Origin of the sequence: Siphonobacter sp. BAB-5385, from assembly GCF_002261125.1 — a bacterium.
In the GTDB taxonomy this organism is placed as follows: domain Bacteria; phylum Bacteroidota; class Bacteroidia; order Cytophagales; family Spirosomataceae; genus Siphonobacter.
Genome location: NZ_NMPS01000076.1, coordinates 44,102 through 58,114, shown reverse-complemented (window position 1 = coordinate 58,114; position 14,013 = coordinate 44,102). Strand labels below are relative to the sequence as shown.

General features: G+C 48.4%; 9 protein-coding genes and 1 pseudogene. 5 read left to right on the top strand and 5 right to left on the bottom strand.

All coding sequences use genetic code 11. From position 1 onward, the window contains the following. Positions 1 to 32: 32 nt before the first annotated feature. On the bottom strand, positions 33 to 803 hold the full coding sequence (locus tag BWI93_RS07580) for a bifunctional 2-polyprenyl-6-hydroxyphenol methylase/3-demethylubiquinol 3-O-methyltransferase UbiG (protein ID WP_094809834.1): 771 nt from the start codon (positions 801 to 803) through the stop codon (positions 33 to 35). A 231-nt stretch (positions 804 to 1,034) separates the two neighbouring features. Here BWI93_RS07580 and BWI93_RS07575 point away from each other — a divergent pair, with 231 nt between their 5' ends. From BWI93_RS07575 to BWI93_RS07555, 5 genes and pseudogenes are all read left to right on the top strand, one after another. Continuing rightward, positions 1,035 to 1,607, top strand: a complete 573-nt coding sequence (locus tag BWI93_RS07575) for a hypothetical protein (RefSeq protein ID WP_094809826.1) — start codon at positions 1,035 to 1,037, stop codon at positions 1,605 to 1,607. Further along, positions 1,565 to 2,308 (top strand): GWxTD domain-containing protein, encoded by a 744-nt coding sequence (locus BWI93_RS07570; RefSeq protein WP_141217386.1) that lies wholly within the window; start codon positions 1,565 to 1,567, stop codon positions 2,306 to 2,308. Before BWI93_RS07575 ends, BWI93_RS07570 begins: the two co-directional genes overlap by 43 nt. Before the next feature lie 79 nt (positions 2,309 to 2,387). Beyond that, positions 2,388 to 3,095: pseudogene (gene rlmB, locus BWI93_RS07565) on the top strand (23S rRNA (guanosine(2251)-2'-O)-methyltransferase RlmB); the annotation flags it as partial. 220 nt (positions 3,096 to 3,315) lie between these two features. Beyond that, positions 3,316 to 3,918, top strand: a complete 603-nt coding sequence (locus BWI93_RS07560; RefSeq protein WP_094809820.1) for an RNA polymerase sigma factor — start codon at positions 3,316 to 3,318, stop codon at positions 3,916 to 3,918. After that, positions 3,908 to 4,639, top strand: a complete 732-nt coding sequence (locus BWI93_RS07555) for a hypothetical protein (RefSeq protein ID WP_133163370.1) — start codon at positions 3,908 to 3,910, stop codon at positions 4,637 to 4,639. Before BWI93_RS07560 ends, BWI93_RS07555 begins: the two co-directional genes overlap by 11 nt. A 123-nt stretch (positions 4,640 to 4,762) precedes the next feature. On the opposite strand, the gene BWI93_RS07550 is transcribed toward BWI93_RS07555, so the two are convergent. The 4 genes from BWI93_RS07550 to BWI93_RS07535 form a co-directional block, all read right to left on the bottom strand. After that, a complete protein-coding gene (locus BWI93_RS07550) occupies positions 4,763 to 7,468 on the bottom strand; it encodes a CHAT domain-containing protein (RefSeq protein ID WP_176454160.1) in 2,706 nt (901 codons plus the stop codon). A gap of 865 nt (positions 7,469 to 8,333) precedes the next feature. After that, positions 8,334 to 10,289: a maltotransferase domain-containing protein gene (locus BWI93_RS07545; protein WP_094809814.1), complete on the bottom strand. Its 1,956-nt coding sequence runs from the start codon at positions 10,287 to 10,289 to the stop codon at positions 8,334 to 8,336. Positions 10,290 to 10,404: 115 nt separating this feature from the next. Continuing rightward, the gene (locus tag BWI93_RS07540) at positions 10,405 to 12,795 is read right to left on the bottom strand and encodes a TonB-dependent receptor (protein ID WP_217902245.1); all 2,391 of its coding nucleotides are present in this window, start codon (positions 12,793 to 12,795) and stop codon (positions 10,405 to 10,407) included. Between the two features lie 36 nt (positions 12,796 to 12,831). Then, positions 12,832 to 13,971, bottom strand: coding sequence for a DUF3179 domain-containing (seleno)protein (locus tag BWI93_RS07535; RefSeq protein ID WP_094809812.1), 1,140 nt, complete (start codon positions 13,969 to 13,971; stop codon positions 12,832 to 12,834). Positions 13,972 to 14,013: the final 42 nt, after the last annotated feature.

Genomic DNA, 14,013 nt, shown 5'->3' with positions numbered 1-14,013 from the left:
AAACTGAAAACAGAAAACCGCCAACTGAAAACTCACTTCGTTGCAACGTAAAAAAAGTCGAAACAATTCTCGGCGTCGTTGGTGAGGAAATAATCCTTGTACGTAATGTCGGAAACCAGTCCGGTGGCTGACTTCTGAATCAGATTACGGCTCAGACGGTTGGCTACGTCGTAAGGCACCTGCAACAAGCGGCGGGGCAGGCGATACTGGAGATTGAAAATATCAAACCGCGTAATCTTCTCCACCGATTTTTTATTCTGCTCGTAGTACTCCCACACTTTCTGGTTGCCGTGTACACCCTGCGTATCGATCGTCGGAAAGTATTTTAGGATCAGGTTTTTGAGTTCCGAGGCCAGGTATTCCCGCACGTGCCAGGGGTTCCGGGTCAGGGAGTATTTCCTGTTGACGGTCGTCAGCAGCAATTTTCCGCCGGGCTTCAAAACGCGGTGGGCTTCCCGAATAAAAAAGTCATCGTTTTCAATGTGCTCAATAACCTGAAACGTGACGATGAAGTCAAAATGATTGTCAGGCAGGTCTTTGAGTGGCGGCAGAAACATGTCAATGAACTTGAAATCAGGGTATTCCTGACTCAGTTTAGTCATTAATGGTTCGTTTTTGTCAACGCCCGTATAGTGTGTGACTGAAGGAGCCAGTACGCCCACGCCCCGTCCGGTACCGCAACCAATTTCCAGTACATTCCCGTGCACGATTCGGGCTGCTTCCATGTAAGGAAACAACAAACGTTGGTGAACCGGGTTATCAGAAACCAGTTCGGAAGAGGCTATTTCGGTGGTTTTGTACATGATCGTATGAAGAACGGGGTGGAGGAATGCGGACCAAGCCACGGCTCCTGTTTCGATGGTAACGAGCATCGAAGGAGCAAAAATACCACCTTCCCGGCAAAACCAGAAAATTTATGGATGTACACAGGTGAGAATCGCTATCTTTTTCGTTATTCGTAACCGACGCACTTGGCGTTTTGCCGGTTGTTCCGAAGAAAAAAACGCATCTTTGTATCATTCGTCCATGAATCCATGAAATACCTGATTTATTTAGGAGTTTCCCTAGGTCTGTTGGCTGGTTGTACCTCGTCTAAAGTCAATACAGCCAAACGTACAGCCACTCCTGCTGCAAGCCCTACTAATCGTTCGACCGATGCATTCTTGTTTTCGGTACGAAGCCGTTTTCTGGATAATGGTTCGCAAATCCGGACCTATGTTCGGGTACAGCCCGATCGAAACCTGTCCTCGGCTGATTTCGCTCAGGAGTTTCGCATCCGGTACTGGATGTTGCCGGATTACGGCAGTCGTCAGCAATTGGTATCTACCCAACTGTTAAAACTCAGCGAAGGCGAAAACTTCATTCGTAAGACAACGTCCGGCGGTCCGGTCTTTACGGTTTGGTTCGACGTACCCAAGCCCGACAGACAAATTTATACGGGGGTGGTCATGTCAGAAATTACCGATGCTAAAGGTGGTATGACGACTCACGATACGTTCGTTCGTTTTCAATCCGGAAAAGTAGGCGACTACTATGCCATTTTGATGGGGCGGGAAAAGTTCCGTTGTTTGAAAACTTTGCTCGTCAGGGCGATACGGTTCAACTGATGGCTTTGCAACGGCCCGATACTACGTTCCGCTTTTTCCACTACGGTTTTGAATTCGATGCGGCATTACCGCCGATGGCGACGTTACGGCCTCAACCCAAACAACTGTACGTAGATTCGTCAGCTCAAGTGACCACACGCCGACCCTTTACGATTCAGCACGAAGGACTGCACTATTTTGTTCGCGATACGACGGAATCTTTTGGCATTGGCCTGATGGGCGTCCCAGACCGTTTTCCCCGCTATACGTATCCTCAGCAACTGGCCCGGCCGCTGGTGTATATGAGTACGAATCAGGAAATCAATGATTTACGCAATGGCGGCGAAGCTAAACGGTCCCTGGATCGCTACTGGTTGTCGATGTCCAACGGAAATCAGCAAACGGCGAAGCGGACCATTTCTTCGTTCTACCGACGTGTCGAGCGGGCGAATGATCTCTTTACCAGTTACAAGGAAGGCTGGAAAACCGACCGGGGCATGGTATACATTATCATGGGGCCGCCCACCCGCGTCAATCGCAGTAAAGACCGCGAAGTATGGGTCTATACCAAACGCAATTCACAATTTTCAGAAATAAATTTTACGTTCAATAAACGGAATAACCAGTTTGTGGAAGATCACTACGAATTATCACGATTCGTAGAATTTCAACCCATCTGGTATCCCGCTGTCGAAGCATGGAGAAACGGGGAAATCGAGTAGAGGGCAGTGAGCCCGGCGAAAAAAGCCATTTTATAGCAGACCCAGGCAGCCACGCCCGGAGTCGAAATCGGAGTTTGTCTTTGGTATTCAACCCGTACTGGAAGCCATACGGGCCGGAAAAGAAATTGATAAATTACTGATTCAGCGGGAGCTGGGGAATATTGAGGTACTCGAATTTGCCCGGTTGCGTAATATACCCACGCAGAAAGTTCCTAAACAAAAGCTGGATCAAATTACGCGGAAAAATCACCAGGGCGTGATTGCTTTCGTTTCGGCCATTAACTACGCCAAACTGGAGAACGTCGTAGCGAACGTATTCGAACAAGGCCAGACGCCTTTGATTCTAATTTTGGACCGGGTAACCGACGTTCGAAATTTCGGGGCAATTGCCCGAACCGCTGAGTGTGCTGGTGTACAGGCCATTGTCATTCCCGCCAAAGGAGGTGCCCAGATCAATTCAGACGCCATGAAGACCTCATCGGGTGCTCTGAACTTTTTGCCCGTATGTCGGGAAAATGATCTGTTAGAGACGGTCCGTTTTTTGCAGAATTCCGGTATACAGGTGGTAGCCTGTACGGAGAAAGTTTCGAAAACGCTGTATGAAGTCGATCTGACGGTCCCGACGGCTGTCATTATGGGGTCTGAAGAAGATGGTATTTCCGAGAACTTATTACGCACGGCCGACGAGCTGGTGAGCATTCCCATGAGTGGCCGGGTTGCTTCATTAAACGTCTCCGTAGCGAACGGAATTTTGCTATACGAAGCTATTCGGCAACGCCTGGGATAGGGCAAATAATATTTTTTTTATTGGGGCTATTCCTTCGGGAATGGCCTTTTTTTGTGGTTGTTCTGAAGAGAACTGCGAAGAAATTGACAAAAAATTAAGAAAACCTGATGAAAAATCTCAAAAAATTCATAGTTTATAATATTCTGATTATCAATGTATTATAAAAGACACAAATTTTTTTTTGAAAGATGAGGTTACATTTCGGCCTTTCGATTGATATATGCAAAATTTCAAGGTATTGATAGGAACTCAGAGCCAGGAAAAGTTGATTGCTCGGCTCCGTTCGAAAGATCGTCGCGAATTGAATGAAGCTATTCGGGACGTATATGATCATCACATTAGTCCGGTTCGCTACTTCGTTTTGCAGAATGGGGGAGACGCCCACGACGCCGACGATTTGGTTCAGACTACCGTTCTCAACTTTGTTCAAGCTGTGCGTAATGGCAGCTTTCAGTTGCAGGAGGGAACAACGATCGAGGCGTTTTTATTCGTACTGGCCAAAAACCGGTGGCGAAACACGCTCAAGCAGCGAGGATTCATGCGTGATTACGTCCAAGAGATGGAAGCTACGGGAGGAGGTTACGATTCCTGGGAAGCTTCTGCTCAACGAATCATGGAAGAACGGGAAGAACAGGAACGCTACATACAGTTATTCAATCTGCTTGGTGAAAGGTGTCAGACTATCCTGACGGCCTATCGCCGGGACGGGCTTTCTATGAGAGAAATTGCTCAGAAGATGGGATTTGATAACGAGCGAGTCGCTATTAATGAAAAGTACAAGTGTTTACAAAAACTCAAAGCCCTCTTTCGCTATGAGACCTAAATCAGGCCAGGAGCAAATGGAATGGATCGATGCATATCTCCATGATGCTCTATCTTCGACCGAACGAGCAGCGTTCGAAAAGGAGATGATTAGTAATCCTGAATTTGCCCGCGAAGTTGAATTTATGCAACAGGCCGATTCAGTTATCGATGATTTTCTGCTGGCCGAGATGGTCGGAGAAATTCATGCGGAAAAAGTACAAGAGTGGAAGGATGCAGAAGCAGAGCCCGCCAAGGAGACGCCTGTTATTCCCTTACACCGTGAGCCTCAGCAGGTTCCCTGGTGGAAGTGGTCGGCAGGAACCGCGGCTGCGGTGACGATTGCGTTCACTTCGTACATCACGTTGAGTCCCATTCAAGTACAGGATACGCTTAGCCAGACCTTACGGGGTGGTGACGCGAGCATCTCGGAACAGCCCAGCCGGATTTGTTTTGAGAATTTCTATGCAGGGCGTTCGTTTGTCATGACGCAACAGCCCTCACAAGCCATTCCAAGGCTGCAGCAAGTAATTGACTGTGAGGTCCGTCCGTATTTCAAAGATGCCTCTAAGTGGTATCTGACGGTGGCGTACCTGCAGGCGAATCAACCTAAAGAAGCTGAAACCATTTATCAGGAAATTACGGAAAATCCGGATTTTAGCTACGACATCACCTGGCTCGATAAACAGAAAATCAGCTGGCAGATTCGTATCGCCAAGTGGTTCGGCAAAGACGAAGCGTAGTCTTAACCGTAAAAGTCAGCCATACGATTTCTAGCATTTAAAGTACTCTACATCCAACCCAGAGAGCCCTTCCCCTGTCCCGAGGAAGGGCTTTTATTTGTGTAGTATATACAGGAGGGTGAGTTAACGGTGCCGTTGCCAGTAACGGGCTAGGAAAAGTCCCAGAAAAATACTGCTGAGTAAGAAAAAGCCCGCTGAAATACGATTGATCGTCGCCCATTTGGACTCGTAAAGTACCGAGGCATCGCCGATCAGGACCAGGTTTGCCCAGTAGTACGGGTGATCGTAAAGAGCGGCCATATCCGAAGAAAAAAAATCCAGTTTGGCCAATTGTAATGCCTGATCGATGGGTACACCTTTTCGTAAATGGAAATACATGCGTTCGGAAAGGTAAGCCGCCGTCTGATCATGAGCATTCCAAAGCGTAGTCACAACGCTCGGACAACCCCCATACAGAAAGCCACGGGCCAGACTCATTAGTCCTTCGCCTCGGTGCAAACGGCCTCGACCCGTCTCGCAGGCACTTAATACAACCATTTGCGTATGATTGAAGGAAAGATTGTAAAGCTCGTCCGTGTACAATTTGTAATCCGCTGAATCCGGATAAAAGGCGATGAATGAACGCTCGGCCTCTCTGTCATCCGTTCGGGCGTGGGTGGCCAGGTGAATGATTTGTGAAGAAGCGTAATGATCCAGAAATTCCTGTTTAGTAGCCTGGCGATTGGCGTATTGTAAGCCTCCTACCGATCGTATCTCTTCGCGAGAAGCAGGTAGGGGCAATAGGGAAGTATCCCGAAAGGAATTTTTCTGCGACGAAGTTTCTGAAAATGGAGCCATGGCGAGTATGCCATTAGGACCACCCGTCCAGGGAGTTGAAGCGTGTACCTGAGTCAGTGAAGCTCCATAGGCATAGCGAATCGAATACGAACGCAAAAGAAAATCCCGACCTGAAGCGGTCGTTTCCAGAGTTTCGAAAGGCAGGTAATTCAGTTCTTTATCCCGAATGATAATCAGCCGTTTAATATCCTGAAGGTACGGTTTCAAGGGTAGAAATAGCTGCCGGTACCCCGCCTGGGCTGCGGAGTGGCCTTTGTACGGCGAAAGTCCTGGGTTATCGTAAAGCGACTGCTGTAACGCTGCCAGTGTGGCTTTCTGCGACTTACCGAAAGGCATACGGATCCATTTGACGCGGAACTGGGTGATAACGAAAACAAACAAATCCTGTTCTGTTAAAACGTACGAAAGCAGGGCCGTATGATTATCCAGTAATTTTTCACGAACGGTATCCACCGACATACTTTCTACCGACTGGCGATGACGCGAAGGAATACGCTGCAACAGTTGTTGTCGGAATTTATCCAACGCTAGTTCCTGCTCTACCAGAATCAGCTTAAGGCTATCATGTTGTTTACGCGAACGGGGTTGCTGCAGGTGTAACTTGGTACTGGTTAGTTCTTTTTTGAGTCCATCCTCCTTCGTTAATAATTCCTGAGGTACCCAGGCTTTCTTCAGCGTTTGTTCCCGGCGGGCATCCGAAAGGGTGGAAGCCCGCGTACTTTCGGTAAGTGTAAATGCCGTTTTCAGGTAGTGGTACTGTTGTGTTTTTTGGTAGAGTGCATAGGCAATGCGAAGAGCCTGCTCATTAACTACGGAAATTTGCTGTCCGAACAGTAGCTTCGCATCCGATACATCGTAATTAAGACGAATCCGCTCGGCCAGGTGCAACGCTAATTTGTAGGTTTCGAAAGCAGGTTGCAGAAAGGAATCGCGATTCGAGAATTTTCCCATCACAGAGGCCTGGCCTAGCAAGGCATACATCAGCTCGCGTTCGGATAAAACGCCTTCCTGAATCGCAGGTAAATCATGTAATTCCGTTACGGGAGAACCTAAAGACACAGCATTAATGGCGTGGCGATAGTTGGCCAGAGCCCCATTCAGATCGCCCTGGTTTTCCAGCAATTGAGCCTTGTCACGATAGGCTATGGAAAGCGAAGGATGTTTATCGCCCCAGTGAGCATGAGCCAGCATGATCGCCTTGTCATACGACTGAACGGCCCTGGTCACCTGCTGAGTAGCCGCGTAGTATGACCCCCAGTTTTGATATAGCGTAATTTTTGATTCCTTAAAATAATCCGGATTTTCCCGTCCATAAGTATCATCAATTTGCTGGGCCTGCGTCAGGTATTGAAAAGCTTCCTTAGGCTTGTTAAGGCTAAGATAATAGCGACCTAAATTGAGCGTGTAAACGATTTGTTGGTAAGGCGTTCGTTCGAACGACAGAGCCTGCTTAACCAGCGTAATGGCCTTATGCGTGTTCCCCAAGTTTTCGTATTGCGTACTTAAATTATTGGTAACCGCAGAAAGGTGGCCTGATAAATGATATTCTTTAGCTACGGCAAGGGCTTTTTCGAGGTTGGTTGTAGCCTGAACAAAGTCGCCGGTGTCATTGTAATATACGCCTTTTTGATTGTAATAAGCAGCTACATATCCAGGGGTCAGAGTAGTCAGGCGAGGATTGTCTTCAAGCATTTGCTCCGCCCTTTCCAGATACTGTTGCATCTGTTCCATTTGAAACACCTGACTATGGTAAAAACTTAAGTTAGAATAGGCCTTGAAGCGAATGGAGTCGACGGGAGCTTTTTTCAGAATCTGAAGGGCTTTTTCACACTGTCGGATCGCTTGTGGTAAATTTCCCTGACCGTAAGGAATCGTGCTGGATTCAATCAAAAGGTCAGCGTAACGGGGAAGATTATTATAGCGGAGACAAAGGGTAATGGCTTTCTTAAAATACAACATGGCCTGAGCATGTTTGCCGCTCTGATAAGCCACTTCTCCTTGGGTTTGTAAGTCTCGAATGGCGGGTTCAGCAGAGACAGACTTATGTTGAGCCGAAATATCCAGGGATGCGAATATCAGCAGCCAAACTCCTATCCAACTAACTATTTTGCCTTTGCAAAAACAAAACATAAGACAACCCGCGTGTTACACTAACAAAGTAACAATAAAGCCCTAAAAATGCCAAAACCTTCGGAAGCCTGGCGGTGCGTTCCGAAGGTAGTTATCTTTGGCTAATGCAGTACTGCTAGAGCGGATATTTGGATACTTATGCAGTACTATGTCTTAAGGGTTAGGTGAGACCCATATATGTTCAATGATAGAATTTCCTATCAATTAGCGGCGAATCAATGGCAGAGGAGGAATGCTTGAATCTCTCTCTGATTCTTGCACGACTTTCGTTTGCTGAGGTTTAATTTCGTCTTCTTTGTTGCAAGAAGTTAAAGAAAAGATGCTAGCTGAGAACAGTAAAGCGTAAGCTGAAAGGCGTGCGAAATTTTTCATTTTTTTTATATTTATGTCCCGAATTCACACCTATATCAATCGGGAAGGCAAAATGTAACCTCCTCCAACGAAAAAAATTTTTATTTGTCTTAAATAAAAAATGTAAAACACTGACTATTAGTAGTTTATGGTAGTAAATTTTTTTTGATTTTTTTTGAATAATTTTTCTTCTACTTTTTCTGAAGCTGCCGGTTTCATAACTTCAAAATTGCACTTTTTCAAGAAAAGGCCCCGCACGGTTTACTGATTCTTAGCATTAATTTTGGATATGCTTTCTAAAGTTAATTACCCTGACAAAGCTTTGGGTTGAAGGTTTGACAAACCAGGATACGTGGCGTTCTTTCGAACTGCTTGCTTAATAATCTTCGATTCGAAACAAATGCATGGGTAGAATGCCGGGGTCAAGTTCTACGTAATTCCATTCCCCCTGCCATTGCCAGCGATTATCAGTTAGCAGATCATGGACAATGAAGGGCTGGTGATCCTGTTTTCCAAGAAGGTGTGGGGCAATCTGAATACCCGAACTCTGCCGTTGATGTGGATCAAGATTTACAATGCATAAAATTCGATTCCCGTTAGTGTGCGTTTTCAGATACCCGAGCAGGGCCTCGTTCGGCAGGTGAACAAACGTTAGGTTGTTGGTGCGTTGTAATGCTGAGTTTTCCCGGCGGATGCGATTGAGCATCCGTATGAAAAGGGTCAGTTTATTCTCACGCGACCAGTCCCAGTGCTTAATTTCATATTTTTCAGAATTAAGGTACTCCTCTCTGCCCGGATACGCTTCGTGGTTCATATACTCAAAACTGGGGCCAAAAAGTCCATAATTTGATGACAGCGTAGCCGCCAGGAAATACCGTGTCAGGTACAATGGCTCCAGACCCGTTTGCAGGATGAACGGATTCACATCATGCGTATTGGGCCAGAAATTGGGCCGCAGATAGTATTGCTGATCACTTTGCGTGAGCTCGTGCAGGTAATCCGTCAGTTCAGCCTTGCTATTTCGCCAGATGAAGTACGTGTAGCTCTGACTAAAGCCCAATTGAGAAAGGTACTGAAGCGGTTTAGGAGCAGTAAAGGCCTCAGCCAGAAAAAGTAAATCCGGGTAGAGCTGCTTGGTTTCCCGTATGAGCCACTGCCAGAAGGCAAAGGGCTTTCCGTGGGGCTGATCCACGCGTATGATCCGAATACCCCATTCAGCCCAGGTACAGACGATCGTCCGGAATGCTTCCCAAAGGGCAGGCCAGTCGTCGGTTTCAAAATTCAGGGCATAGCTATCCTGGTACTTATGCGGAGGATTTTCGGCGTATTGAAAACGCCCATCGGGAAGCTGGACAAACCATTGGGGATGCTCCTGTACCCAGGGATGATCGGGCGAACACTGTACTACTAAGTCCATCGCCACTTCCAGACCCAGTCGCTGAGCTTCCGCAATCAATGCTTTAAAGTCCTGTAGATTACCTAGTTCCGGAGCCACGCTCAGGTGACCGCCTGAGTCGTTTCCAATGGCGTATGGAACGCCGGGATCGCTGGACTGTGCTACGGGTGCGTTGTTCTTGCCCTTGCGATGGTGATGTCCGATGGGATGCACGGGTGGGAGATGCAGGACGTCGAACCCTAAATCAGCCAGTCGAGGCAAGCGATCCATCGTAGTACGAAAGGTGCCCGCCTTTTGCGGATCCGTGGACGTCGAACGCGGAAACAAAGAATACCAGGCCGAAAAAGCCGCTTTCTCTCGATCTACGTACAAAGGCAGTTCCTTTTCGTAACGACTGATATTTTTTCGTAGGGGATATTGGTGAATCCAGCCGATCATTTGTTCACTTAAAGCGAACGTAATGGCTTCGTGATAGGCTTCGGGTTGCTGGAGCCAGTGAGCCGTTTGTTCAAGCGATGCTCGTTCGGCTTCCGGAGCGGTAGCAGCCATGGCCTGCAAATACCCGGCACCCACCTGCAAGTCTGTAGCGACGGGCTGAAAATCGCGGGCTTTTTGCGTGATTGTTCGTTGCCAGGTTAGCGGATGGTTTACCCAGGCTTCGAAAGTATAGGTATAGGCACCTTGCTTAAATGCCAATAATTCGGCTCCGTACCGGTCATTTCCCAACGAAGAAAGAGGGACGCGGGTCCAGTCCGCTTCACTTTCGTGGCGATACAGTAATTCACCCGTTGGGAGATCAAAGCCGTCAACCAGTAAGTCTACCTCTACCCACAGCGTATCCCCTGCGATGGATTTGACGGCATAACGACCTCCATCTAATTCCGGAGTAACGTGTAAAAAATGAACGCGTTGCTGACCGATTCCTTTTTCAATCATGGCTGTACTGCTTTTAAAATGGCATGAAAAAAGCCACAGATCTGCTTTTCTGGCGAATCTGTGGCACAAAAGAAAAAGGATTGCTGCTAAAAATACGCTGGCAAAAGAACCTTCCCTAAATTTTTAATCCTATGCTAAGCTGCCAGCTCCGGCCATCTGACGGCCAGACGCCAGGACCTGGATACATGGTTGGACGTTTGGTAAAATAGCTACGATTGGTAAGGTTGCTGACGCCCCCACGCAGGGTAAAGCCGCGACCGAGGCGATAGCTGGCGTGCCAGTCCCATAATCCATACGCTGGCACTACACCCCGGGCTCCGTTGGCCGTTGGGGTAACGGTGTTGAGCGGATCGGAAAAGCTTTTATCTACGTAGCTGAATTGCAGGGTCGTTGAGAGTCCATAGTAACTGGCCTGTAGCCCATTCCGACTGATCCATTTAGGGACGGATTCAATCGCATTACCCTGAATGGAGCGATTGATACCATCAGAAACCTGTCCTGCGATGTACTGACCATCCATGTACGAAGTTGATGTAAAGACGGAAACGCGACTGCGGGCACGTTCTACGAAGGCGAATTCGGCGTAAGCTTCCACGCCCCGCGTACGGCTGTCACCAATGTTGGTCTTGTAAACAAAACTCTGTGAACCTTCGGTAATGACCTGACTACCGAGGCGGTTGCGGTACATTAACTGAAACAGCGTAACGTCAAAGGTCAGTCGACCCCGGAGCCGGGTACCCCGAATGCCGAGTTCGGAATTGAAGCCATGGGCGTCTTTGGTATTGGGATTGGCTCGTTCCAGAATTGAATTCGGAATAATGTCCTTAAAAATAGCCGGACGATACGCCTGTGACCAGCCCGCATATACATCCAGATCTTTACCCAGATTATACTGTCCATTTAGACTAAACAGCGGGAAACGGTGATCGAGGCGGGGAGGTAAAGCCGAAGCTTCAGCATAGGCCAGTCGGCCCGACAGTCGCGTTTCTCCCAATTCTACACGTACACCCGGCGTAAGGCTCAACCGGGGCGTCAACTGAAAGAGATTTTCGGCAAAGAAGGCTACGTTTTTAGTTTTGTAATGAATATCCCGGCCATAATCGCCCACCAGCGTAAGGTCGTAGTCCGTACCCGTGGTTCCCTTCCCTAGTTGTCGGCGGTGCAAATCATTGTTAATGAGCTGAATTCCTCCGGTAAGTACAGAACCGACGGATCCGATCTGGTACCGATGCAAGAGGCGGGCTTCCAGCGTGTAGCTCTTAAATTTATCTCGATCTACCTGCCGGTTTTTGTACTGGCCGGTAGCTCGGTTGATGGTATCGAGCTGGTTGGCGAAGCCTTCGAACGTGACACTATTTCGCCAGCCTAATACGGCAGAAGCTGTGGCCTGGAAGGTGGTACGCGGCGAAATCTGCCAGTCGAATCGCAGAGAGGGCAGGTAAATATCTGGACTAAAATAATTCCGTGAACGCGTAGACTGCCGCGGGTCCTGAGCAAATTGGGCATCCGTTAGCGGACCGGGAATCTGGTAGCGGTAGTACGAACGACCCAACTCCGCCTTCAGGGTTACATTCGGGCGAAAAGCGTACCCCAGACTGACAAATTCGCCTTCTGCTACCGAGCGGCCATTTTTACGATAGCCATCGGAGGTACGGCGGTGAAAATACGCATTGTAAGTGAATTTACCCAGTTTCCCACTCACGCGGTGAAAGGTACTTTGCAGGCCGAAAGCTCCCGCCGTATTAATGGTTTCGTAACTGAATCCGCGACTGGAATCCGGTCCTTTCAGTACGTAATTAAGCATACCGCCAAACTGGGCCCCGTATTGTAGGGAAGCATTGCCGCGTACGAGTTCAATGCGTTCGACGGCCTCCATCGGTACAGAAAAATGGCTTGCCGGGTAGCCGTACAGATCCGAATTGGTAAGGACGCCGTTGGTGCGGATGTTGTACTCCCAGCCCCGGTGTGGATCAAGCCCTCGGGTGGCTACGTTGACCTGATTCCCGCTACCATCCATGTCATAGGCAAAAGCTCCGGGGATTTTGGCAAAAATCTGACGAACCGTTTTTTCCGCTACGTTGCCATCCATCTGATTCATCTGAATCGTTTCGGATTTTCGTCCGGAAAGCAGATACGTGCCCTGAACGCTGGGCAGTGGTTTGAGCGAGCGGTCGGCTCCTTCACGAATGGAAATTTCATCCAGGTTTTCAACCGATTCCGCCAAGGTAAATACCAGTGTTTGCGAATTAACCCTCTGAATTACAACCGCTTGTTGCAGGGGCTGAAAACCTACGTGAGAAAGTCGAAAGGTATAACGACCCGCTTCCAGTGTCAATTGAAACTGTCCCTGGAGATCACTTTGCAGGGTTTTGCCCGTTACGCGAAGGGTTGCACCGGTCAGAGGCTGACCATTTGATTGCAGCACAGTACCCCGAATCAGCGTTTGGGCATGCACACGAAGCCCTAGTCCAATCAACAGGGCAGCGAAGATATATCTAGTAGTCAAGAATGATCGTATGTTTAAGCGTAAGCGAACAATCGTCTAATACCGTTCCGTTTTGGGATGGAACGTGGACCAGCTATGCCAGAATTCCTGGGAGGCATTGAGGGGTCGTAGCCGCCCATCCGAAGAGCGGCCCGCCAGGTCGTACTTATGGCCTACGGTAATCAGGGAATCATTTTGTAAGGCATAAATCGTAGAAACATCGGGTCGCTGGTAGGCAAAGAAACTGGCATTGTCTTTCGCCAGTACCACCAGGACGGGTATGTCGCCAACGACGTCATTAATGATGCGTTGCTGTTTCAGGCGGTTCCAGTCATAGGCTTTGGAACTTCGGCCCGCATCAATGCCCACAATCCACGATTTATCGTGCCAGGAATGCTTGTCGGTACCCGTCAGTTCGCTTTCCAGCGTACCGTTTTCATAAGCCATATCTTTGCTGTACTCGTCGGCAAATGCCGGATCACCCTGAAATATCAGGCTGTTAGGATACAGTTTCAACCATTCTTCGAGCGTCGTTTGACGGCTGGGAACATCGGGTAAATACGAACCTTTCAGGGAACCAACCACGGCTTCCCCGTTAACCTGCCGCCACCAGCTATGCGTACGCGAATCTTCAAACAGGGCATTAAAATGATCCATACCGACCAGACGGAACGTTTCGGGTTCTCCATCGACGAGTGATCCGTACACGCGGCCCGTGCGGCAAACCGAACAATACGTAACCAGAATGGGTGTACCCGCTACGGTATCGCGTACCTGATGGTGATAGGTTAAAAACTGAATGGGGTAGGCCCGGGCTTCTTTGCCCATGACAACACCCACGACGAGACGTTTGGGATTTACTTTATTTTGGGAGCCCGGGGCCAACTGCACCTGTTGCGGTTCCTTAAAAAGTGCTTGAGCATTCATCTTAAAGTGAATCCAGGTAACCAAGGCAATCGTTACCAGGGAGGCCAGAATGGGTACCCACTTTTTTCCGTATTCTGAAAAAGCAGGAATGATTCCCAAGGCAATCAGTAATCCACAGCCTACCCAAAAAGAAACCCGCCAGCGATGAATAAAATAGGCGGCTTCCAGGCTTTGAATCCGCTGACTGCCCGGCAGAGGCATGATGAAGTAAATACTGGCTAACTCGAAGATAATCAGACTAATTAGTCCGGCATAAAAGAAGATTTTCATGGAAAGATGAGAGTAAAAACGCTGACTTAGGGGAAGTCAGGC

Excerpts from the sequence above, each read along its gene's own strand:
- BWI93_RS07575 (WP_094809826.1), top strand. The coding sequence starts at position 1,035 with ATGAAATACCTGATTTATTTAGGAGTTTCCCTAGGTCTGTTGGCTGGT.
- BWI93_RS07535 (WP_094809812.1), bottom strand. The coding sequence starts at position 13,971 with ATGAAAATCTTCTTTTATGCCGGACTAATTAGTCTGATTATCTTCGAG.
- BWI93_RS07560 (WP_094809820.1), top strand. The coding sequence starts at position 3,316 with ATGCAAAATTTCAAGGTATTGATAGGAACTCAGAGCCAGGAAAAGTTG.
- BWI93_RS07580 (WP_094809834.1), bottom strand. The coding sequence starts at position 803 with ATGTACAAAACCACCGAAATAGCCTCTTCCGAACTGGTTTCTGATAAC.
- BWI93_RS07555 (WP_133163370.1), top strand. The coding sequence starts at position 3,908 with ATGAGACCTAAATCAGGCCAGGAGCAAATGGAATGGATCGATGCATAT.
- BWI93_RS07545 (WP_094809814.1), bottom strand. The coding sequence starts at position 10,289 with ATGATTGAAAAAGGAATCGGTCAGCAACGCGTTCATTTTTTACACGTT.